General features: G+C 44.4%; 20 protein-coding genes. 16 read left to right on the forward strand and 4 right to left on the reverse strand.

The features are described from left to right. Positions 1 to 7 precede the first annotated feature (7 nt). From LVD17_RS12345 to LVD17_RS12390, 10 genes are all read left to right on the forward strand, one after another. Positions 8 to 1,333: a pectate lyase family protein gene (locus LVD17_RS12345; protein WP_233767159.1), complete on the forward strand. Its 1,326-nt coding sequence runs from the start codon at positions 8 to 10 to the stop codon at positions 1,331 to 1,333. After that, positions 1,330 to 2,682 carry a glycoside hydrolase family 88/105 protein gene (locus tag LVD17_RS12350; RefSeq protein ID WP_233767161.1) on the forward strand — a complete coding sequence of 451 codons (1,353 nt, stop codon included), beginning with the start codon at positions 1,330 to 1,332 and terminating at the stop codon, positions 2,680 to 2,682. The genes LVD17_RS12345 and LVD17_RS12350 overlap by 4 nt, the downstream gene beginning before the upstream one ends. Then, the gene (locus tag LVD17_RS12355) at positions 2,679 to 3,653 is read left to right on the forward strand and encodes a pectinesterase family protein (RefSeq protein WP_233767163.1); all 975 of its coding nucleotides are present in this window, start codon (positions 2,679 to 2,681) and stop codon (positions 3,651 to 3,653) included. The genes LVD17_RS12350 and LVD17_RS12355 overlap by 4 nt, the downstream gene beginning before the upstream one ends. Continuing rightward, complete coding sequence (locus LVD17_RS12360) at positions 3,640 to 5,307, forward strand: glycoside hydrolase family 43 protein (protein ID WP_233767164.1); 1,668 nt, start codon at positions 3,640 to 3,642, stop codon at positions 5,305 to 5,307. Before LVD17_RS12355 ends, LVD17_RS12360 begins: the two co-directional genes overlap by 14 nt. Before the next feature lie 52 nt (positions 5,308 to 5,359). Continuing rightward, positions 5,360 to 7,024 (forward strand): glycoside hydrolase family 28 protein, encoded by a 1,665-nt coding sequence (locus LVD17_RS12365; protein WP_233767166.1) that lies wholly within the window; start codon positions 5,360 to 5,362, stop codon positions 7,022 to 7,024. A 36-nt stretch (positions 7,025 to 7,060) separates the two neighbouring features. Continuing rightward, positions 7,061 to 7,801 carry a rhamnogalacturonan acetylesterase gene (locus LVD17_RS12370; protein ID WP_233767167.1) on the forward strand — a complete coding sequence of 247 codons (741 nt, stop codon included), beginning with the start codon at positions 7,061 to 7,063 and terminating at the stop codon, positions 7,799 to 7,801. A 5-nt stretch (positions 7,802 to 7,806) separates the two neighbouring features. Beyond that, complete coding sequence (locus LVD17_RS12375; protein WP_233767169.1) at positions 7,807 to 8,610, forward strand: rhamnogalacturonan acetylesterase; 804 nt, start codon at positions 7,807 to 7,809, stop codon at positions 8,608 to 8,610. 1 nt (position 8,611) lies between these two features. After that, positions 8,612 to 11,098 (forward strand): glycoside hydrolase family 95 protein, encoded by a 2,487-nt coding sequence (locus LVD17_RS12380; RefSeq protein ID WP_306416003.1) that lies wholly within the window; start codon positions 8,612 to 8,614, stop codon positions 11,096 to 11,098. 71 nt (positions 11,099 to 11,169) lie between these two features. Beyond that, positions 11,170 to 12,231, forward strand: coding sequence for an oxidoreductase (locus LVD17_RS12385; RefSeq protein ID WP_233767170.1), 1,062 nt, complete (start codon positions 11,170 to 11,172; stop codon positions 12,229 to 12,231). Further along, positions 12,228 to 13,031 (forward strand): alpha/beta hydrolase, encoded by an 804-nt coding sequence (locus LVD17_RS12390; protein ID WP_233767171.1) that lies wholly within the window; start codon positions 12,228 to 12,230, stop codon positions 13,029 to 13,031. Before LVD17_RS12385 ends, LVD17_RS12390 begins: the two co-directional genes overlap by 4 nt. Before the next feature lie 413 nt (positions 13,032 to 13,444). On the opposite strand, the gene LVD17_RS12395 is transcribed toward LVD17_RS12390, so the two are convergent. Then, positions 13,445 to 13,804, reverse strand: a complete 360-nt coding sequence (locus LVD17_RS12395; RefSeq protein ID WP_233767172.1) for a winged helix-turn-helix transcriptional regulator — start codon at positions 13,802 to 13,804, stop codon at positions 13,445 to 13,447. A 294-nt stretch (positions 13,805 to 14,098) separates the two neighbouring features. On the opposite strand from LVD17_RS12395, the gene LVD17_RS12400 reads away from it, so the two are divergent. The 3 genes from LVD17_RS12400 (at position 14,099) to LVD17_RS12410 (ending at position 16,485) form a co-directional block, all read left to right on the forward strand. Then, positions 14,099 to 14,821: a DsbA family oxidoreductase gene (locus tag LVD17_RS12400; protein WP_233767174.1), complete on the forward strand. Its 723-nt coding sequence runs from the start codon at positions 14,099 to 14,101 to the stop codon at positions 14,819 to 14,821. 152 nt (positions 14,822 to 14,973) lie between these two features. Continuing rightward, on the forward strand, positions 14,974 to 15,837 hold the full coding sequence (locus LVD17_RS12405) for an SDR family oxidoreductase (RefSeq protein WP_233767175.1): 864 nt from the start codon (positions 14,974 to 14,976) through the stop codon (positions 15,835 to 15,837). A gap of 132 nt (positions 15,838 to 15,969) precedes the next feature. Continuing rightward, on the forward strand, positions 15,970 to 16,485 hold the full coding sequence (locus tag LVD17_RS12410) for an RNA polymerase sigma factor (protein WP_233767177.1): 516 nt from the start codon (positions 15,970 to 15,972) through the stop codon (positions 16,483 to 16,485). A gap of 44 nt (positions 16,486 to 16,529) precedes the next feature. Here LVD17_RS12410 and LVD17_RS12415 read toward each other — a convergent pair whose 3' ends face one another. Next, entirely contained in the window at positions 16,530 to 16,919 is a 390-nt protein-coding gene (locus tag LVD17_RS12415; protein WP_233767178.1) for a RidA family protein, read from the reverse strand. 249 nt (positions 16,920 to 17,168) lie between these two features. Continuing rightward, entirely contained in the window at positions 17,169 to 17,732 is a 564-nt protein-coding gene (locus LVD17_RS12420; RefSeq protein ID WP_233767179.1) for a Crp/Fnr family transcriptional regulator, read from the reverse strand. 304 nt (positions 17,733 to 18,036) lie between these two features. Here LVD17_RS12420 and LVD17_RS12425 point away from each other — a divergent pair, with 304 nt between their 5' ends. Then, positions 18,037 to 18,450 (forward strand): hypothetical protein, encoded by a 414-nt coding sequence (locus LVD17_RS12425; protein WP_233767181.1) that lies wholly within the window; start codon positions 18,037 to 18,039, stop codon positions 18,448 to 18,450. Between the two features lie 52 nt (positions 18,451 to 18,502). Further along, a complete protein-coding gene (locus LVD17_RS12430) occupies positions 18,503 to 18,991 on the forward strand; it encodes an STM3941 family protein (protein WP_233767183.1) in 489 nt (162 codons plus the stop codon). A gap of 226 nt (positions 18,992 to 19,217) precedes the next feature. Here LVD17_RS12430 and LVD17_RS12435 read toward each other — a convergent pair whose 3' ends face one another. Continuing rightward, complete coding sequence (locus tag LVD17_RS12435; protein ID WP_233767185.1) at positions 19,218 to 19,454, reverse strand: helix-turn-helix domain-containing protein; 237 nt, start codon at positions 19,452 to 19,454, stop codon at positions 19,218 to 19,220. Positions 19,455 to 19,570: 116 nt separating this feature from the next. Between LVD17_RS12435 and LVD17_RS12440 the strand changes: the two genes are divergently transcribed. Continuing rightward, complete coding sequence (locus LVD17_RS12440; RefSeq protein WP_233767187.1) at positions 19,571 to 19,849, forward strand: hypothetical protein; 279 nt, start codon at positions 19,571 to 19,573, stop codon at positions 19,847 to 19,849. Positions 19,850 to 19,892: the final 43 nt, after the last annotated feature.

Consider the following 19,892-nt stretch of genomic DNA (forward strand, 5'->3'; position numbering starts at 1 on the left):
AGAGTAAATGAACTGGAATAGATTAAAAATATTAACAACCGTTTTGTTTATCACGTCTCTTTTTTCTGCATCCGCAATAAATGCACAGCAATTGTCATTTCCCGGAGCAGAAGGTTTTGGGAAGTATGCAACCGGAGGTCGTGGAGGCAAGGTTTTGATTGTAACCAACCTTAATGATGCCGGCCCCGGAAGCCTTAGAGAGGCTGTTGAATCAAAAGGCCCGCGTATCATTACCTTTGCTGTTTCCGGTAATATAGCCCTGGAATCAGACCTGCCTGTAGACAACGGCGACGTTACCATAGCCGGACAATCAGCACCGGGAGATGGTATATGCATCAAGAATTACCCCGTCAGGATCAGTGCCGATAATGTGATCATCCGCTACATGCGGTTCCGGTTAGGGGATCAAAAGAAAGTTGAAGATGATGCCTTCAAAGGCAGAGGAAATAAAAATGTTATCATCGACCATTGCTCAGTGAGCTGGTCGACCGATGAATGTGCCTCTTTTTATAGAAACTCCGAATTTACGTTACAGTGGTGCATAGTTTCGGAAAGCCTGAGTCAGTCGGTCCACAAAAAAGGTGCTCATGGGTATGGCGGAATTTGGGGTGGGGAAAAGACCACCTTCCATCATAACCTTATAGCACACCATAGCAGCCGTAATCCAAGGTTTAGCGGCTCATCTTCAACACCCAACAGCGCTGATGAACTTGTGGATTTCAGGAACAATGTAATTTATAACTGGGGTCATAATAGTGTTTATGGAGGCGAAAAAGGCAGGTATAATATGGTTAACAACTATTTCAAGCCCGGACCTGCCACTAAAAAGTCGGTTACCGCGAGGATAATAAACCCCAGCGAACCATACGGGAAATTTTATGTGCATGGAAACTATATGGCAGGTAGTGAAGAAGTAACAGAAAACAACTGGGCGGGAGGAGTGCAATGCGAAAACCCGGAGAGTACCAAAGCAGAAGAGCCTTTCGAGGTCATTCCTTTAAATATGCAAACAGCCGAAGAAGCCTATGAGTCTGTTCTGGCAGGTGCAGGAGCAAGCCATTGCAGAGATGCCGTGGATAAAAGAATCGTAGAAGAGGTGAAAAAAGGCAAGGCCAGCTTTAATAATGGTATTATTGATTCTCAAAAAGATGTAGGAGGCTGGCCTGAACTCAAAACGAAAAAACCTCAGGAAGATAGCGATAAGGACGGGATGCCCGATAAATGGGAAGCGAAACATGGACTGAACCATACAAACGGTAACGATGCAGTTGAATACACCATTGACAATGAATACACCAATATAGAAGTTTATTTAAACCAACTAGTGAAGTGATAGAAATATCAAAAACCAGAACAACTCAAAATATGCAGACAGGAAGCAATGTATTCCCGCAACCGGGGAAGTTTAGATTAATTCGAGAAGCAAAGAGATTTGGAGCTATGTCCGTCATTATGCTGTCAGGGGTGCTTCTGACAGGATGCTCAGGTAAGGGAGGCGATAAGGATAAAGAAGAGGTGAAAGCGGAGGTGCCGGCAACTACGGTAAGTGCAAAAGCAAGCGGCAAGGAGATGGCTGTAAAAATGGCCGATTCGGAAATGAAAAGAACGCCTGATGCTCAGTACCTGGATTTCAGGCCAAAGCCTAAATGGGAGTATACCAATGGGCTGGTTTGCACCTCTTTTTTGAAACTGTGGAAAGCTACAGGAGATAAAAAATATTATAACTACGCCGTGGCCTATGCAGACTCCATGATCAACGCCAAAGGTGAGATAAAAACCTACAAACAAACCGATTACAACATCGACAGGGTAAATCCGGGCAAATTTCTGATCGACCTGTATAAAGAAACCGGTAAAGAGAACTATAAAATAGCGATCCATACTTTGAGGGATCAGATGAAAGAGCACCCGCGTACCAGCGAAGGAGGTTTTTGGCACAAGAAGAGGTATCCACATCAAATGTGGCTGGATGGCATCTACATGGGTTCACCATTCCTGGCAAAATATGCTGCGGATTTTAATGAACCCGCACTTTTCGACGATGTTGCCAATCAGATCTACCTGATCGATAAATACGCCTACGATCCTGAAACCGGACTTTACTATCATGGGTGGGATGAAAGCAGGGAGCAAGAGTGGGCTAATAAGGAAACCGGGCTTTCCCCGAACTTCTGGGGGCGCGGTATGGGCTGGTTCGCCATGGCTCTGGTTGATGTGCTCGATTATATGCCTGAAGACCACCCCAAGCGGCAAATGATTGTTGACATTGCCAACAAAATGGCTGCCGGACTGGTAAAGTATCAGGATACTACGGGGCTATGGTATCAGGTAGTGAATATGGGTGAAAAAGAGGGGAACTACCTCGAAGCATCTGCTTCATCTATGTTTGCTTACTTTTTGCTAAAAGGCGTTGAAAATGGCTATCTCGACCAAAAGTTTGAAAAAAATGGTATTGAGGCTTACGAGGGGCTGCTTAAAAATCTTATAAAAACTGAAGATGATGGCTCCGTAAGCATTACCCAGGTATGTGCAGTTGCAGGTTTGGGAGGCGATCCTTACAGAAGTGGCACTTACGAGTACTACATCAATGAAGAAAAAAGGGACAATGATCCCAAAGCCATTGGCCCGTTTATTATGGCCTCGCTGGAGTATGATAAGGTTATAAACAGCCAGAGCGAATGAAGTTGATCCTGAGCAGTTTATTTTTATTTATTTCTGCGTCCTTATTCGGGGCAGAATACGATTTTGTAGTATCCGGTGACGGAAGCGGGGATTTCAAAACCATACAGGAAGCCATCAATGCAGTGCCTGACCTGAGAAAGAATGAAACCCGCATTTTTATTAAAAATGGTCGATATAAGGAGAAACTAATTCTTCCCGCCTCCAAAACCAATGTTACTTTCATTGGCGAGGATGTGAGCAAGACGATCATTACCTATGACGATTACGCTTCCAGGATTAACAGGTTTGGAGAAGAGATCGGTACCTCAGGGTCATCGGGTTTCTTTGTTTTTGGAGAAGGCTTTACAGCTCGAAACATCACCTTCGAAAATTCCTCAGGCCCTGTAGGACAAGCCGTAGCGGTGCGCATCGATGGAGACAAAGTGATATTCGAAAATTGCCGTTTCCTTGGTTTTCAGGATACACTTTATCCACATGGCAAGGATAGCAGGCAGTATTACAAAAACTGCTATATAGAAGGTACAACCGATTTTATTTTCGGATGGTCAACTGCCGTTTTTGAAAACTGCGAGATCTTTTCAAAAAAAGGAGGGAGCTACATTACGGCGGCATCTACAGAGCAAACTTCGGATTATGGCTTTGTATTTATTAACTGCCAATTAACAGGAGATGCTCCTGAGAAAAGTGTATACCTCGGAAGACCCTGGAGACCTTATGCCCAAACCGTATTCATCAATTGCGAAATGGACAGGCACATCAAGCCTGAAGGATGGCACAACTGGAACAAACCGGAGGCAGAAAATACGACCTTCTACGCCGAGTATAATTCATCCGGGCCCGGGGCGGCAAAAGGCGCCCGTGTGGAATGGTCTCACCAACTGGCTGAAGATGATCTTGAGAAATTTACTTTAGAAATGATATTTAAAGATTGGAACCCCAACCAAAAACTTAATGACAATGTGGAGAACTGAAGTGCATATGAAAACCAACAACTTATTTAAAGCAATACTATTATTTGCCGTGGCCTTTGCAACCGGCCATACAGGCTTTGGTCAGCATAACGACCTCTCCGAAGTATGGGTGGCAGACCAGGGCAACGGAACATTCAAAAACCCGATACTATACGCAGACTATTCTGATCCGGACATTTGTAAAGTGGGGGATGACTTTTATATGACCTCATCCAGTTTCAATGCTATTCCCGGGCTACCCATACTACACTCAAAAGATCTTGTTAACTGGAAGCTGATAGGCTATGCGCTGGATAGGCAGGCTCCTTTTGATCATTTCTCAAAGCCGCAACATGGTAATGGCGTTTGGGCCCCTTCCATTCGCTATCATAACAACGAATTTTATATCTACTACGGCGACCCGGATTTTGGCATTTACATGGTGAAGGCTAAAAAAGCTGAAGGGCCGTGGGAAGAGCCCGTTTTGGTGCAGGAAGGCAAGGGACTTATAGACCCGTGCCCCCTTTGGGATGAGGATGGCAATGCTTACCTCGTGCATGCCTTTGCCGGTAGTCGCGCAGGAATAAAAAGTGTGCTGGTGGTCAATAAAATGAGCCCGGATGGCACAAAGCTGCTAGATGAAGGTACCATAGTATTTGATGGTCATGAAAACCACCCCACTATGGAAGGCCCTAAGTTTTATAAAAGGAACGGCTACTACTACATCTTTGCCCCGGCTGGTGGAGTGCCCACAGGCTGGCAAACCGTGTTGCGTTCCAAAAATGTATATGGCCCGTATGAAGACCGTATTGTGATGGATCAGGGCAATACAGCCATTAACGGCCCACACCAGGGAGGCTGGGTCGAACTGGAATCAGGCGAATCCTGGTTTGCACATTTTCAGGATAGGGAAGCCTATGGCCGCATAGTGCATTTGCAACCCATGGTTTGGAAAAACGACTGGCCGGTGATCGGTGAAGACCTTGACGGTGATGGCAAAGGGCAGCCCGTAATGATCTACAAAAAACCGAATGTTGGTAAGAGTTACTCCAAAGAAACCCCTCCTGATACAGATGAATTTAGTGGCAACAGGCTGGGGGTGCAATGGCAGTGGCATGCCAATCCGAAAGCTGGTTGGGCATTTCCCAACGCCGCCGCCGGAAAGCTCAGGCTTTACACAGATCAATTGCCCGAAGGCGCAAAAAGCTTATGGGGAGCACCCAACCTGTTGTTGCAGAAGTTCCCTGCGCTGGAGTTTGCAGTTACAACCCAATTGACCTTCCACCCTAATGAAGAACTGGAGAATGAGCAGACAGGCCTGCTGGTTATGGGAGAAGATTATGCACATATCAGTCTTGTCAGCAAGAAAGACGGCCTCTATGTGGCTTTTACCACGGCGAACGACGTAAGGCATGGTAACGAAGAAAAGCAGGAGATCATTACAAAGCTTAAAGGTAATGAAGCTTACTTCAGGTTAGAAGTTCGGGCCGGTGCGAAGTGCCAGTTCAGCTATAGTGAAAATGGCAGGAAATTTAAACCTGTAGGTGAAGAGTTTACCGCAGTGCCTGGGCGCTGGATAGGTGCAAAAGTGGGTATATTCGCCGTAAGGCAGGATAAGATCAATGACTCGGGATATGCCGACTACGACTGGTTCAGAGTAACTCCTTTGAAATAGGAGCAAGAAATAATTTATACAAGACTATTACTACAACAAAGAGACTATGCATATGCAAAAGAATATATTGAGAGCATTCATGTTGCTATTGGTGCTTTCATACCATCAGGGGAGAAGTCAGGAGGAAAAAATATACGCAGGGATTGAATTTGACATGCCCAAAGTCGCCACCCCTTCCTTTCCTGACCATGTGGTGAGTATTAAAGATTACGGTGCCGTGAGTAATGGCATATTTGACAACACCCAGACCTTTGCCCGGGCTATCGACGCTCTTGCTGAAAAAGGTGGAGGCAAACTTATTGTGCCAAGAGGTATATGGCTGACTGGCCCTATTGTTTTCAAAAGTAACATCAACCTGCATGTAGAGCACGGCGCACTGATTGTTTTCAGTAAAGATAAAAGCAAATACCCACTTATAGGAACCAGCTTCGAAGGCCTGGATACCTACCGCTGTCAGTCACCGATCTATGGAAAAGATCTGGAAAACATTGCCATTACCGGCAAAGGGATTATTGATGGTTCAGGAGATGCCTGGAGACCGGTGAAAAAGGGCAAGATGTCACCGACCCAATGGGGGCAGCTGTTGAAGTCAGGGGGTGTAGTAAGTGAAGACGGTAAAGTCTGGTACCCGTCTGAGGCCTATGAGAAGGCCCAGAAACTGGTAAATAATTTTAATGTGCCCCCATATGAAACACGCGAGGAGTTCGAAGCCGTAAAAGACTTTTTGCGACCCGTAATGGTAAGTTTTATCAATTGCAGGAAGGTTTTGCTGGATGGTCCCACTTTCCAGAATTCACCTGCATGGAATATCCACCCGCTGATGTGTGAAGATGTTATCTTAAGAAACCTGACCGTCCGCAACCCCTGGTATTCGCAGAATGGTGACGGCCTCGATCTTGAGTCGTGTAAAAATGCATTGATCTATAATAATACCTTCGATGTGGGTGATGATGCTATTTGTATCAAATCCGGCAAAAATGAAGACGGCCGTAAGCGTGGCATACCTACCGAGAATGTGATCGTAAAAAACAATACGGTATATCACGGACATGGAGGCTTTGTTGTAGGTAGTGAAATGTCCGGTGGAGTAAAGAATATCCACATTTCCAACTGCACTTTTATAGGTACAGATGTAGGGCTCAGGTTTAAAAGTACCCGTGGTCGCGGAGGTATAGTGGAGAATATTTATATCTCCAATATCGATATGATCGATATTCCTACTGAAGCTATAAGGTTCAATATGTTTTATGGAGGTCAGTCGCCCATACTGGAAGAAGGGCAGGAGGCTGCCGAGACAGATCAGGAGCCGATGCCCGTTACGGAGGAAACACCTTCATTTAGAAACATTTACATGAAGGATATTACCGCTACAGGTTCAGGTACTGCGGCCTTATTCCAGGGGCTCCCGGAAATGAAACTTAAAAATGTAACACTTGAAAACGCCTTACTCGAAGCAAAAAATGGAATTACTATCATAGACTCTGATCAGATAACATTTAAAAATGTAAAAGTGATGCAGGAAAAAGGCAATGCGCTTACCATTTTTAACGGTACCAATCTGGATATCTCGAATCTTGAATACGCTGAGGGGAACAAACCGGCGGTGCGGGTATTGGGTAATACCTCTGAGAATATCCATTTTAATAAAAAGGAGATAAACAAAGATCAGATCCAGTTGGGTAGCGAAGTGAAAAAGAAGGCTGTTAAACTTCGCTAACCTGACCAATACTTATTTTATAAAATCATATAGATAATGAAAACATTCATACTGCTGCTATTATTTAGTCCGTTAGCTTTTTTGTTGCAGGATGATGAAATCACGATATTTTTAGTGGCCGACTCTACGGTGGCTGATAAGCCATTCAAAGATGGGAATCCGGAAAAAGGCTGGGGGCAGGTATTTCCGCTGTATTTGAAGGAAGGTGTACGCATAGATAACCATGCAGTCAATGGGCGAAGTACGAAAAGTTTTATGGATGAAGGCCGCTGGGATAAGGTGTTGTCACTGATCAGGCCCGGAGATTATGTGATCATTGAGTTCGGGCACAACGATCAAAAAATAATGGATCCTAAGCGCTATGCTGACCCCGATACTGCCTATAGGGCCAACCTGAAGAAGTATATAGCAGATACCCGTGCCAAAGGAGGGAAGCCGGTTCTTGCAACGCCTATCGTACGTAGGGAATTTGACGAAAAGGGAAATCTGGTTGATACTCATGGTCAATATCCGGATGTAGTACGGCAGGTGGCCAAAGAAGAAAAAGTACCCTTACTTGATCTGGAGGCAAAAACACGCAAACTGCTGGTAAGCTATGGAGAGGAGAGCTCAAAGCAGCTTTTTCTTCACATCAACCCGGGAGAGTACCCGTCGTTGCCTGACGGTAAAGAAGATAATACCCACCTCTCTCCATACGGCGCTTTCAGAGTGTGCGACCTTGTGGTGGAAGAGATGCGTGGCGAAATGCCTGAATTAGTCCAATACTTAAAAGACTGACCCTCATGAATACCAAAGAAAGAATAATACTGGTTATTACCCTCGGCCTGCTGGCGACATCCTTTCTGGCCAAACAAGAAATAGTTACCATATATCTGATTGGTGACTCTACCGTGGCTGATTATAGCGATAACTATGATGAAGGAAAAGACTACATGAAAACCAGGTACCCTGTTACCGGCTGGGGGCAGGTATTTCAGCCATTTATGGCAGTTGACAGCCTGAAAAAGTTAAAACATATTGTTCGGGGAGATAGTGTTGTGGTAGACGACAGGGCCAGAGGAGGAAGAAGCACCCGCACATTCTTTCAGGAAGGAAGATGGAGAAGCGTCTATGATAACCTGAACAAGAACGATATAGTGATGATCCAGTTTGGCCATAATGACGCCGCAGAAAATAAGCCGGAGCGCTATGTGAATATAGAAGGATATAAAGAATTCCTGCGCCTCTACATCACACAGACACTTCAGAAAGGAGCCATACCCATAGTGCTCACCCCGGTAAACCGGAATTATCCCTGGAAGGATGGTCAACTGGAGAATGTACATGGTGACTACCCGCAGGCCGCAAAGGATGTGGCTAAAGAGTACGGCGTGCAGGTAATAGACCTTACCCGGCGCTCTATTGATGCCTTTACTGCCAAAGGAAAGGAATATGTTACCAATAACTATTTTATGAACCTCCCGGCCGGTAAATATGAAGCATACCCGGAAGGAGAGCGTGACAATACCCATTTCCAGCCGGAAGGAGCAAAAGCAGTGGCGCAATTGGTTTTTGATGGGTTAAGAGACTTAAAATCAGGGGGTTGATTTGATTAGTAAAAAGAGGACAGTTCTAAGTATACTATTAGGCCTTGCCCTTACGTGGAGTGTTGCGCAGCCAAAAGAACCCCTTAAGCTTTGGTATGACGAACCGGCAGAAAATTGGAATGCAGCCTTACCCATCGGCAATGGCAGGATCGGCGCCATGGTATTTGGCCACCCTGGCAGAGAAAAACTGCAACTCAATGAAGAAACAGTTTGGGCAGGTGAGCCGGGGAATAACCTCCCTGCCGGATTTAAGGAGGTATTGCCACAAGTACGTGAATTACTGTTTGCAGGTAAGTATAAAGAAGCGCAGGACCTGCTGATGAGCAAAGTACCACGCCACGCCCCTGCTGAAAATAATTATGGTATGCCTTATCAGCCCGTTGGCAATTTATATATTGATTTTCCCGGACACGAAAAAGTAAAGAAATACTACCGTGATCTGGACATTTCGAACGCCGTAGCCAAGGTTTCTTATGAGCTGAGCGGGACTAACTATACCCGTGAAATAATTTCTTCATTTACCGATCAGGTTATTGTGGTCAGGATTACTGCCGATAAGCCGGGAAGTATTAGCTGCAACCTAAGCCTTGATAGTCCTCACGAAAAGTATTCGACAGAGGTCATGGGAGGGATGCTGGCCTTGTCGGGCACTTCCGGGGATCAGGATAATAAGAAAGGTAAAATCCGGTTTGAAGCCCTTGTTAAGCCGGAAATTAAAGGAGGTAAACTTGTAACCAGGCATGATCAGGTAGCTATAGAAAAAGCTGATACCGTAACCCTTTACCTGTCTATGGGCACCAACTTCAAACGGTATAATGATATAAGCGGGGATGAAATGGAGACGGCCAGGCAATTCCTGGCAAAGGCAATGGAAAAAGATTACATGCAAATAAAGGCAGACCATATCCGCCATTATAAGCAGTACTTTGACAGGGTGAGCTTGCGTGTGGGTAATGATACCCATGATGATGAACCTACTGATGAAAGGCTAAAGAACTTCGCCGGGCATCAGGACTTGTCTTTGGTTTCCCTGTACTTCCAGTTTGGTCGCTACCTGTTGATCTCCAGTTCTCAGCCCGGCACACAGCCCGCTAATCTTCAGGGCATATGGAATCAGGAGATCGCACCGCCGTGGGACAGCAAGTATACAGTAAATATCAACACCGAAATGAACTACTGGCCTGCCGAGATCACCAACCTGTCAGAACTGCACCAGCCCCTCTTCTCCATGATCAAAGACCTGTCAGTTACCGGAAAGCAAAGCGCACATGAAATGTATGGGGCGAGAGGGTGGAACATGCACCATAACACCGACATATGGAGGATCACCGGCCCCATAGACGGGGCCTTTTACGGCATGTGGCCCATGGGTGGTGCGTGGTTAACCCAGCATTTATGGCAACACTATTTGTTCACAGGAGATACCGGGTTCCTCGAAGAAGTATACCCGGTATTAAAAGGAATAGCACTCTTTTATGTGGACGTATTACAGGAAGAACCCAGCCATCACTGGCTGGTGGTTACACCTTCCATGTCCCCCGAAAACAAGCATCCCGGAGGCACATCACTGGCTGCGGGCAATACTATGGACAATCAGTTGGTATTTGATGTGTTTTCCAATTTTTTAAATGCGGCAGCAATACTTCATAAAGATGAAAGCCTTGCCGATACGGTAAAACTAAAACTTAAAAACCTGCCGCCCATGCAGATCGGGCAGTACGGCCAGTTGCAGGAGTGGCTTGCCGATTGGGACAGACCTGATGACAAGCACCGGCATGTATCGCATTTATATGGCTTATATCCTTCCAATCAGGTATCGCCTTTCACCCGGCCTGACCTGTTTGCCGCAGCCAAAACCTCCCTCATACACCGGGGCGATATTTCTACCGGTTGGTCAATGGGCTGGAAAGTTAATCTCTGGGCCCGCCTGCTGGAGGGAGATAGGGCCTTTAAGCTTATTACCGACCAGTTGAGGCCTGCCGGGGAAGATAAAGAAACCAATGGAGGAGGTACATATCCCAACCTGCTCGATGCCCACCCGCCTTTTCAGATAGATGGTAATTTTGGATGTACCGCAGGCATCGCCGAAATGCTGCTGCAAAGCCACGACGGAGCGCTGTTTCTACTCCCTGCCCTGCCCGCTCTTTGGAAAGAAGGAGAGGTTTCAGGGTTAGTGGCAAGGGGAGGTTTCATTGTTGATGTTTCATGGAAGCAAGGACAAATTGAGAAACTGGTAATTCAATCCACATTAGGAGGTAATTGCAGGTTAAGAGCAACGAGCCCCTTAAAATTGGCTCGAGGAAAATTGAAGGAAGCTTCAGGGAATAATTCAAACCCATTCTTTGTACAGCCGGCAGTGAAAGAACCTCTGATCAGCAATAAGGCCGAAATTACAGAAATAGCTGCTCCCGGGACATTCCTCTATGACCTGCCTACAGAGAAAGGGAAAACCTACGTGCTGTACCGCAGGGATTTTAAGGGTGATTAACAAAATGCAACAAAAACTTATACCTTAGAAAATCCTTAGGGAAGAGCCTCTGAACGATAAACATCAGCAATATGCAAAACATTAAAGTAGGATTAATAGGTTATGGCATGGGAGGCCGTGTATTCCATGCACCTTTGATAGATCATGTTACGGGCCTTGAGCTGGTCAGTATAAGGGAAACACGGGAAGAAAATATCAAAATTGCAAAAAGCAGATATCCTCAGGCTGAAATCGTATCCGATGCCTCGCTCATTATCAATGCTCCTGAGATAGACCTTGTAGTGCTGGCCGTTCCCAACAGTGCACATTATTCACTGGCTCATGCAGCGCTATCAGCAGATAAACACGTGGTAGTAGAAAAACCATTCACCGTTACCTCAGCAGAGGCGGATGAACTGATAAAACTGGCCAATGAAAGTCAGAAAGTACTATCGGTCTATCAAAACCGCAGATGGGACAGCGATTTTTTGACAGTAAAGAAAGTGCTGGATAGTGGCAAACTAGGTCGTTTAGTAGAATTTGAGAGCCATTTCGACCGGTTCAGGAATTTCATAAAGCCTGGTACATGGAAAGAGGAAGGCTCTTTAGGTACCGGTTTATTGTACGACCTGGGTTCTCACCTGATCGATCAGGCACAGGTACTCTTTGGACTGCCCGAAGCAGTGACCTGCTTTATGAATGTACAGCGGGATAACAGCCATATCATAGACAACTTTGAATTGATATTACATTACTCAGGCATTAAAGTAACCATCAAATCCGGCATGCTGGTTAAAGAGCCGCTGCCCAAATACATTTTACTGGGAACCCAGGGCTCTTTTGTTAAGTATGGCCTGGATGTTCAGGAAGCCACGCTCAATGAAGCAGAAAAATCGTTGGAAGATCAGGACTGGGGGCAGGAGCCGGAAAGCCAGTGGGGCACCATCAACTATCAGGATGAGCAGGGAGACCATCGGGAAACGGCGGAAAGTGTAAATGGCAATTATCCGGCTTATTACGAAAATATCTTTGAGGCTATTACCGGTAGATCAGAACTCCAGGTAACGCCGCAGCAAGGAAGAAACACCATTCGTATTATTGAACTGGCCATGAAAAGCCATGAAGAGCAGCGCACCATAACCTATCAGGCATGATAAAAAAGTACTGTCCTACCCTACTGTTGTTGTTAACCATCGTTCAGGTCCATGCCCAGCATGATTATCCCAGGGATACCTCGTACTCCATCCGAAGTGCATATCTCAAGCTAAAAAAGTATCACCCGGAAATAACGCCCATCGCGCCGCAGAAGCTAGAAGGTGTTGATGAGACCTACAACGTGCCCTATGTAAATGTAGGGAGGGAGCTTACCGTGGATGTCTTCTATCCGGCGCATAAAGGAGATAAAAAGTATCCCGGAGTGCTGCTGATATTTGGTGGAGGCTGGAGTTCAGGGGAAAAAGCCAATCAGGTGCCCATGGCGCAGCATCTGGCTGCCCAGGGGTATGTGGCGGTAGTGCCGGAATACAGGCTAAGCCCGGAAGTGCCATATCCTGCTGCCGTTCATGACCTCAAAGCCGCTATCCGCTGGATGCGTGCCCATGCAGAGGCTTATCAACTTGATACCACCAAAATAGCCACGTTGGGATGCTCGGCAGGAGCGCAACTGGCAACACTGTTGGGTGTGACCGGTGAATTAGAAAAGCTGGAAGGCACCGAAGGAAATTTGCAGCATACCAGCACGGTACAGGCTATAGTCAATATAGATGGCATCGTATCCTTTGTCCACCCTGAGGCCGAAGAAGGAAAATATGCAGCTAAATGGCTGGGAGGTTATAAAAGCGAAGTCCCAGAGGTGTGGAAAGAGGCTTCCCCCCCTCGAATATACAGGCAGCTCTACGCCACCCGTTTTGTTCATAAACAGTGCCCAGCCCAGGTTCCACGCAGGCCGGGATGACGTGGTCAGGATTTTGAATGAACATGAGATCTACAACGAAGTACATACTATAGAAGGTACACCCCATTCCTTCTGGCTTGTCCATCCGTGGTTTGAACCAACATTGAACTATACGGTAGATTTTCTGAATAAGGTTTTTAAATAAGGTATCCCCCGGATCAATCACGAGTGGCTGAAATGTAAAAGCAGTTAGGGTAACAGGAATCAGACAATGCCTAAACTCCTTGCAGCACAATTAATCAAGGAACCTCAAATCTCCGCAGCGCTGCGTTTGGGGTGACGTCGTATAAGTTAAGAGTGAGTTTTCTTACTTCCCAGCGGATGTCTCTCGAAGAGGACTCCGCGTCATTTTAGACCTTCCTAGCGGATGTCTCTGGAAGAGGACTCTGCGTCATTTTAATACGCACATATCGTTAAAGCTTCAACATTTGCTCCCTGTACTTAATACCCCACTTACCCATAGCATCGATGATGGAGTTCAGGCTTCTCCCGTATTCCGTAAGGTCATATTCTACAGTTACAGGCATGGTATTGTAGACAGTCCGGGTTACCAGGTGGTTCATCTCCAGGTCTTTCAGCTCCTGCGACAACATCTTGGGCGCAATACCGTCCAGCTCCCTGCGCAATTCCATAAACCGCATTTTGCCCCGGTAATATAAAGCACCGATGATCGGGGTTTTCCACTTGCCATTCAATAAATCCTGCGTGTCCCTCACCCCCTGGATCAGGATTCTGCACTGCGTGGGTAATTCTGACGCTGCTTTCTTCTTCATGTCTGTTTTTAATTAGTGGTATTGAGTATCAAAATGGAGCATTTTATAGCTCAAAGTTTTAAAATCCGTCTCTCAGGCAAATTATCTGTCACCTGAACTGCAATTTAACAGGTTGTAAAATCAAGAAAAAATATAGATAGTTACTTTTTAGTAACTAGTTACCAATAGGTAACAAATATATCCTGGTAACCTGCGCTTCCGTACATTTGAAATATTGAAAAGGATAAACAAAAACTGAGGTATTTGAGCGAATATCCAATTTTTTAAACAAACGAAAAACGAAATATTTTAAATATGGCAGTAGCACAAGAAAAGATGCAAGTGGAGATTTGGTCAGATATCGCCTGTCCGTTTTGCTACATAGGCAAGCGCAATTTTGAAACTGCATTGTCACAATTTCCACATAAGGAAAAAATCGAGGTGAACTGGCGAAGTTTTCAGATCACCCCTCATGCCAGGCATACACCAGGTATGGATAACAATCAGGCCCTGGCAGACCACCTGGGTACCACTGTAGCCCAGGCAAAAATGATGAGCGAGCGGGTGACTGCTATGGCCAAAGGAGCAGGGCTTACCTACAACATGGACAGATTGGTATGGGCAAACACTCTGGATGCCCACAGGTTGATCCAATACGCTCAATCCGTCGGTTTAGATGATCAGATGGAAGAGAGGCTTTTTCAGGCACATTTTACGAATGGTGAAAATATAGAAGACCATGCCACCTTGCTCAAGATAGCTCTGGAGGTAGGGCTGGAAGAGGGGCCGGTGAGAAAGGTGCTGGAAAGCAACCAGTATGCTGCCGAGGTAGATAAAGACATTTCAGTGGCCCAAAACCTGGGAGTCAGGGGAGTGCCATCCTTTATAATAAACAGAAAGGCTTCATTTAGCGGAGCCATGCCGGTAACGGATTTTGCCCGCATGCTGAGCAGTGCCTTTGAAAATTGGCAAAAAGAATACTCAGAAGGCGAAAGCCAGGATGGTGCGGTTTGCTCACCCAAAGGAGAATGCCAATAAAATTTAAAAGCCTTCGTGAAAACCAACCACCGGAGAGTGGATGCTTGATTCCCTGATAAGATTAAGATGAGAGAAACTCAGGGACGTCAGGTTGTAGTGGTCAGGATTTCCGGCGGCAGACATTTCTGGAAAATTACTAAACAATAATAATTATGATTTTAATAACAGGAGCCTCAGGGCACTTAGGAGGGTTAATAATAGAAAACCTATTGAAAACAGTACCAGCATCGCAAATAGCTGCCATGGTGCGCAATGCTGAGAAAGCCGGCGATCTTAAAGCCAAAGGTGTGGACGTGCGCGTAGGAGACTATCATGACCCGGCCTCTATGGAAGCTGCCTTTAAGGGTGTTGACAAATTATTACTTATTTCATCCAGCGATTTCAATGAGCGCCTGCAACAGCACAAAAATGCCGTTGACGCTGCTAAGAAAGCAGGTGTAAAGCATATTTTCTATACAGGAGTGGCTATGAAGGACATTAATGCCTCACCTCTGAAGCCATTACTGGCAGACCACTTCCAAACCGAAGACTATATCAGGGAAAACGGATTTACCTATACCTTCCTCAGAAATACACTTTATTTTGAGGTCACACCTATGTTTATGGGGGAGCAAGTGTTTGATACCGGAGTCTACTTCCCTGCCGGGGATGGTAAAGTTGCCTTTGCTACCAGAGCAGATCTGGCGGAAGCCACAGCACTGCTTCTGACAGGTGAAGGGGTGGAGAACAAAGCATTCAAACTTACAGGCTCAGAAGCAGTTTCTTTCGCGGATATTGCCCGTGAGCTTTCTGCACTTTCTGGTAAAGAAGTGGCTTACATTAGCCCTGATCCGAAGGAGTTTGAAGCTACACTTAAACAATTTGGTCTGCCTGAGGGCATAGTACAAATGTCGGTACTGTTTGCCGCAGGTATGAAAAACAATGACTTTGAAAGTACGGAAGATACTCTGGAAGAAATACTTGGTCGTAAACCTGAGACGCTTTCAGGATTTTTGAAAGGAGTATATAGCAAATAACTAAAGAATATAAACCAATAATGCCTGCATGCTGTCGTTATGCAGGCATATATTTTCTAATGCTCACGTATTCAAGTTAAGACATCCCGCCCCACTTAACTGACTGGAAATGTAGCATAACCCAAACCAGATATGGCTGGTCACGATATTACTTACTTGCTTAAGGGTTGCATTAACAATGACCGTAAGTGTCAGAAGGAGCTATACCGTCAGCTTCATGGCTTTGCTATGGGCATTTGCTACCGGTATGCCAATGACGGAACGTGTGTGGAACTCATTAATAAAGGCTTTTTAAATCTGCTCCGGAGCCTGCATACGACAGACATAAGCGGACATACCGATTATTTGCTGATGGTAAAAGAACGGTTTAGGCTTATTTTGATCCGTGTATGTGTTGACCACTATCATGAAAACAATAGGAATGGCCATGATGGCAGCGGAATGATTGAAGCGTATATGGGTAAACCTATTGAAGCAATTCGTTCACTTTCGCCACTGCACAGGATGGTTTTCAACTTATTTGTAATTGAAGGGTACGGACATGTTGAAATTTCTAAAATGTTAGGAATTTCCTTGAGTGCTTCGCGAGACTGCCTGTCAAAAGCCAGGGGTCATTTAAAAGAACAATTGAAATTAAACCAGTTATGATATAGCCAAATCATACCATAACCGGTTTGCTGAAGTTAGAATCACTATTTAACAACGGTAGCTTCCAGTTCCACCTTAAGCGTTTCAAACAGTCCCTTTACTTCCAGTAAAGTACTCGATTGTTTGATGTCATGCTTGGTTACCCAAGCCTGAAAAATATCAAAGCAGGAGAAAAGCTCTTCGGTAGAAGTAGTAAAAACATTGAGCCTCACAATATTCTTACAATCGTACCCGGCTTCATTGATGACCTGCTCCAGGTTCCGGATCGCCTCGATGAGTTGTGCTCTCATATCACCGGTACTTGACTGACCGTCGGCATCCACTGCAGCCTGTCCCGAGCAGTAGAGTGTGCTTTCCGCTCTTTTTACTTCTACAGCTTGTACATAGCTGCGTTCATCCTGCCATTTCCAGGGATTAATTACTCGTTTTTCCATTGATCTTACCTTTTAGGTTGTACCTCTACAGGCACAACAGTTAAAAAATTTTGTACTGTAAAGGTGAAAGTACCTTGTGTATTTGTTGCGTGACAAACCTCACAGTTTCAGCATGGACCGCTACCTGAAACCAATTGAGCTTTACTTAACTTCCAAAAGGTTTGCCAAAGCTTATATATCAACGAGCGATAAGATGCACAAGATAAGAAACGGAGATATAGGCTTGTTATAAATAGCACTTTTTAAAACTTAAGAAAAAAGCCTGCTGAGCGTTTCTCGCGAAACGCCCAGATAGGAAGCCAGCAGGCTCTTGGGTACCCTTTGGAGCAGCGAAGGATATTGCCGGAGCAGTTGCTCATACCGCTCCCTGGCATTGGAAGTAAGAAAGGAAAGTATGCGTTGTTGCGAAGCAATGTGCCCTGCGGTAGATTTTTCAAGAAAGAATCGCTCCATCTTCTGCAAACCGGTACATAATTTATGATAATCAGCCAGTGACATACAAAGCACCTCCGTATCCTCAATACATTGCAGTGACATGGTAGCTTTGGTTTCATTGAAAAATGCCATAAAATCAGTCTCCCACCAGTCTTCCATCGCAAATGACACAATATGCTGTTTTGCAGACATGTCAACGTATTCCAGTTTCAAAAGCCCGGAAACTACGAAGTAAACATGCTCTGCAAGTTCTCCGTCCCGGATAAGGTACTGACGCTTTTTATAGCTTTTATGACTAAAATGAGAAAACACAAATGAAAACTCTTCATCAGTAAGTGGCATTACTTTTTCTATATGTTTCCTCAGTATGTAGTGCATGGTATGGTGGATAGGTGTGAAAACACAGCAAAGTTAAATATTATAGCCTTACCTGTCTTAAGTTTTCCTGACCCTGGATAGTTGGAATATCCCGAACTTAAAAATATTCTTTTAAACGTATGTAAATTTAGTTTTAGCATTATATTCGCACGAAAATTTAGATATAAGTATGAGATCAATTAAAAAACACCAATCCGATTTATTAGCCACCATGTCCTTTCTTTTTTTGATGTTGACGGTGGTTTCATGTAGTAATAATCCCTCACCAGACAAGTTTTTTCAAAAGACAGTGCTAAACAGTAATATGGTTAACCAGTTTCCTCCGGAGATCTTTGGAGAGTACCTGGAGAAAAGCAGTGTGGCACATCAGGGAGCAACATTGAAAGGTGATGAGGCACAGGAAGTTGTAAATGCCAAAATACAATGGATGGAAAAACTTATAGCTGATATAAAAGAGCTGTCGACTACAGAAAAAACTAAGGAAATAAAAGATATATCAATTCAACTATATGGGCTTTGCCTCAGTGCCTACCAGAATGAATATAGTGCCTATGCCAGGCTGTGTGATACCCACGCTCCTAAAGAAGAAAAAATTGCCCTTTTAAAGTCTATTGAGGAAAAATATATACCTGAATATGAAGAACTCTATGGAGAATTAATAATGAAGGGAAAGGCGTTTGCAGAGGAAAACAACCTGAATGTGAATTGGGGTAAATAGTATGATGGTTGAAAATGTGAAATTATTCAGAAGCAAAAAAAAGATGCGTAAGATGATCTTGATTTGCGGAGGCTCATTGATTCCTTTATCCCTGATTTTTATATATAGTGCTGGGGTTATTTCAGGAGAGTACCATACTAAAGGGATGATTTTTTCAGCCTTTTTTATTCTTCTTTTTGTTGTTTATCTGATTAGAATACTTTTGAAATTCAATGATCCTTCTCCGCTTATTACCATAAGTGCCGAAGGGATTGAGGCAAAGGTTACTTCTATGAGTAAAGCAGCTGGCCTCATTAGCTGGAAGGACATCACCCAAATAGGTCTGGAAAAAATAGGCGGAGATTTGTTAGTCACACTGGCTCTTTCCAACCCGGAGAAGTATAAAAAGCGTATTCAAAAAAAGTTATCGGCTATGGTGTTAAAAGGCTCCACTGATGAAGTTACCGGTAATTTGATTGTCTTCCTTACAGCGTGCGAACTCGAATGTAATGTACATCAATTACAGGAGGACTTGATCAAATACTGGCAATCTGCTAACTAATGGCTGTTGATTTTTAGTATAAAGAGTTTTCCTTATAACGGGTAGCGTTTTTAAAGAACACAAAACTGTCAGTCATCCGATGAGTTTACTCAATCTGAAACGCTGTGAGGGCAGGTTATAAATTATTTTGCATTCCCCTCTTATCGGATGACTGGCCACTTCGCCAACCCGCACAGTGTTTTTTACTAATAATGGGGACACATAAACCGGAAGCCTCAGGCACTACCTACCCCATAAACAAATCTGCAACCTCTACTTCCAGCGCTTCAGCTATTCTCAGCATTGTGCTTACTTTCATTTCCTGCCTTCCTTTAATGTACTTTCTGAGGTTTTCGACATCCAATCCGGCATCATGGGCAACATCCCTCTGCTTTAAGCCTTTTTCTTTGATTATTGCATCTATCCTCATTCCAAGCTCAACGACTACCTGAGGTATTTTAGACTTTCTAACCCTTTTATCCATGGCCGGAAATTACAAGCAACTGATTGATTTGATATGATTGTTTGCAATCGGTTGTATATAACTGTAATATTGTTAATTTTGATTCAACAAAATATTGATGGCATAAACAGTTATAAATGAAAAACGATAATTATATTAATCAGGCGATCATAGGAGAATTGGAGAGTCTTTTCAGTTTTATTCCCCCGGATAAATTGCAGACAACAATTCAATACATCTTTTTTCAGTTTTTAATAAATGTGGATAAAGAATTGCTTCCGACCAACTTTAATCAAATGGCTGCGGATATACATTATTTAATGGAATTTTTGCAAATAGCTGCTGAAGATATAAAGTCATCTGATGAGTGTCCGAACAAAGATAGCAGTACCCGTTCGATAGTATTATCAAATTAAATAACCTCATCGAATGACTAACCCCACCACGCGACTTTTTTAT

Origin of the sequence: Fulvivirga ulvae (assembly GCF_021389975.1) — a bacterium.
GTDB lineage: Bacteria > Bacteroidota > Bacteroidia > Cytophagales > Cyclobacteriaceae > Fulvivirga > Fulvivirga ulvae.

Bases quoted from the DNA above. Each gene is read 5' to 3' on its own strand.
- LVD17_RS12420 (WP_233767179.1), bottom strand. From the start codon at position 17,732: ATGCACTACATACTGAGGAAACATATAGAAAAAGTAATGCCACTTACT.
- LVD17_RS12395 (WP_233767172.1), bottom strand. From the start codon at position 13,804: ATGAAGAAGAAAGCAGCGTCAGAATTACCCACGCAGTGCAGAATCCTG.
- LVD17_RS12360 (WP_233767164.1), top strand. From the start codon at position 3,640: ATGTGGAGAACTGAAGTGCATATGAAAACCAACAACTTATTTAAAGCA.
- LVD17_RS12400 (WP_233767174.1), top strand. From the start codon at position 14,099: ATGGCAGTAGCACAAGAAAAGATGCAAGTGGAGATTTGGTCAGATATC.
- LVD17_RS12375 (WP_233767169.1), top strand. From the start codon at position 7,807: ATGAATACCAAAGAAAGAATAATACTGGTTATTACCCTCGGCCTGCTG.
- LVD17_RS12430 (WP_233767183.1), top strand. From the start codon at position 18,503: ATGATCTTGATTTGCGGAGGCTCATTGATTCCTTTATCCCTGATTTTT.
- LVD17_RS12345 (WP_233767159.1), top strand. From the start codon at position 8: ATGAACTGGAATAGATTAAAAATATTAACAACCGTTTTGTTTATCACG.
- LVD17_RS12435 (WP_233767185.1), bottom strand. From the start codon at position 19,454: ATGGATAAAAGGGTTAGAAAGTCTAAAATACCTCAGGTAGTCGTTGAG.
- LVD17_RS12405 (WP_233767175.1), top strand. From the start codon at position 14,974: ATGATTTTAATAACAGGAGCCTCAGGGCACTTAGGAGGGTTAATAATA.
- LVD17_RS12410 (WP_233767177.1), top strand. From the start codon at position 15,970: ATGGCTGGTCACGATATTACTTACTTGCTTAAGGGTTGCATTAACAAT.
- LVD17_RS12390 (WP_233767171.1), top strand. From the start codon at position 12,228: ATGATAAAAAAGTACTGTCCTACCCTACTGTTGTTGTTAACCATCGTT.
- LVD17_RS12425 (WP_233767181.1), top strand. From the start codon at position 18,037: ATGGTTAACCAGTTTCCTCCGGAGATCTTTGGAGAGTACCTGGAGAAA.
- LVD17_RS12385 (WP_233767170.1), top strand. From the start codon at position 11,170: ATGCAAAACATTAAAGTAGGATTAATAGGTTATGGCATGGGAGGCCGT.
- LVD17_RS12440 (WP_233767187.1), top strand. From the start codon at position 19,571: ATGAAAAACGATAATTATATTAATCAGGCGATCATAGGAGAATTGGAG.
- LVD17_RS12355 (WP_233767163.1), top strand. From the start codon at position 2,679: ATGAAGTTGATCCTGAGCAGTTTATTTTTATTTATTTCTGCGTCCTTA.
- LVD17_RS12365 (WP_233767166.1), top strand. From the start codon at position 5,360: ATGCAAAAGAATATATTGAGAGCATTCATGTTGCTATTGGTGCTTTCA.
- LVD17_RS12370 (WP_233767167.1), top strand. From the start codon at position 7,061: ATGAAAACATTCATACTGCTGCTATTATTTAGTCCGTTAGCTTTTTTG.
- LVD17_RS12415 (WP_233767178.1), bottom strand. From the start codon at position 16,919: ATGGAAAAACGAGTAATTAATCCCTGGAAATGGCAGGATGAACGCAGC.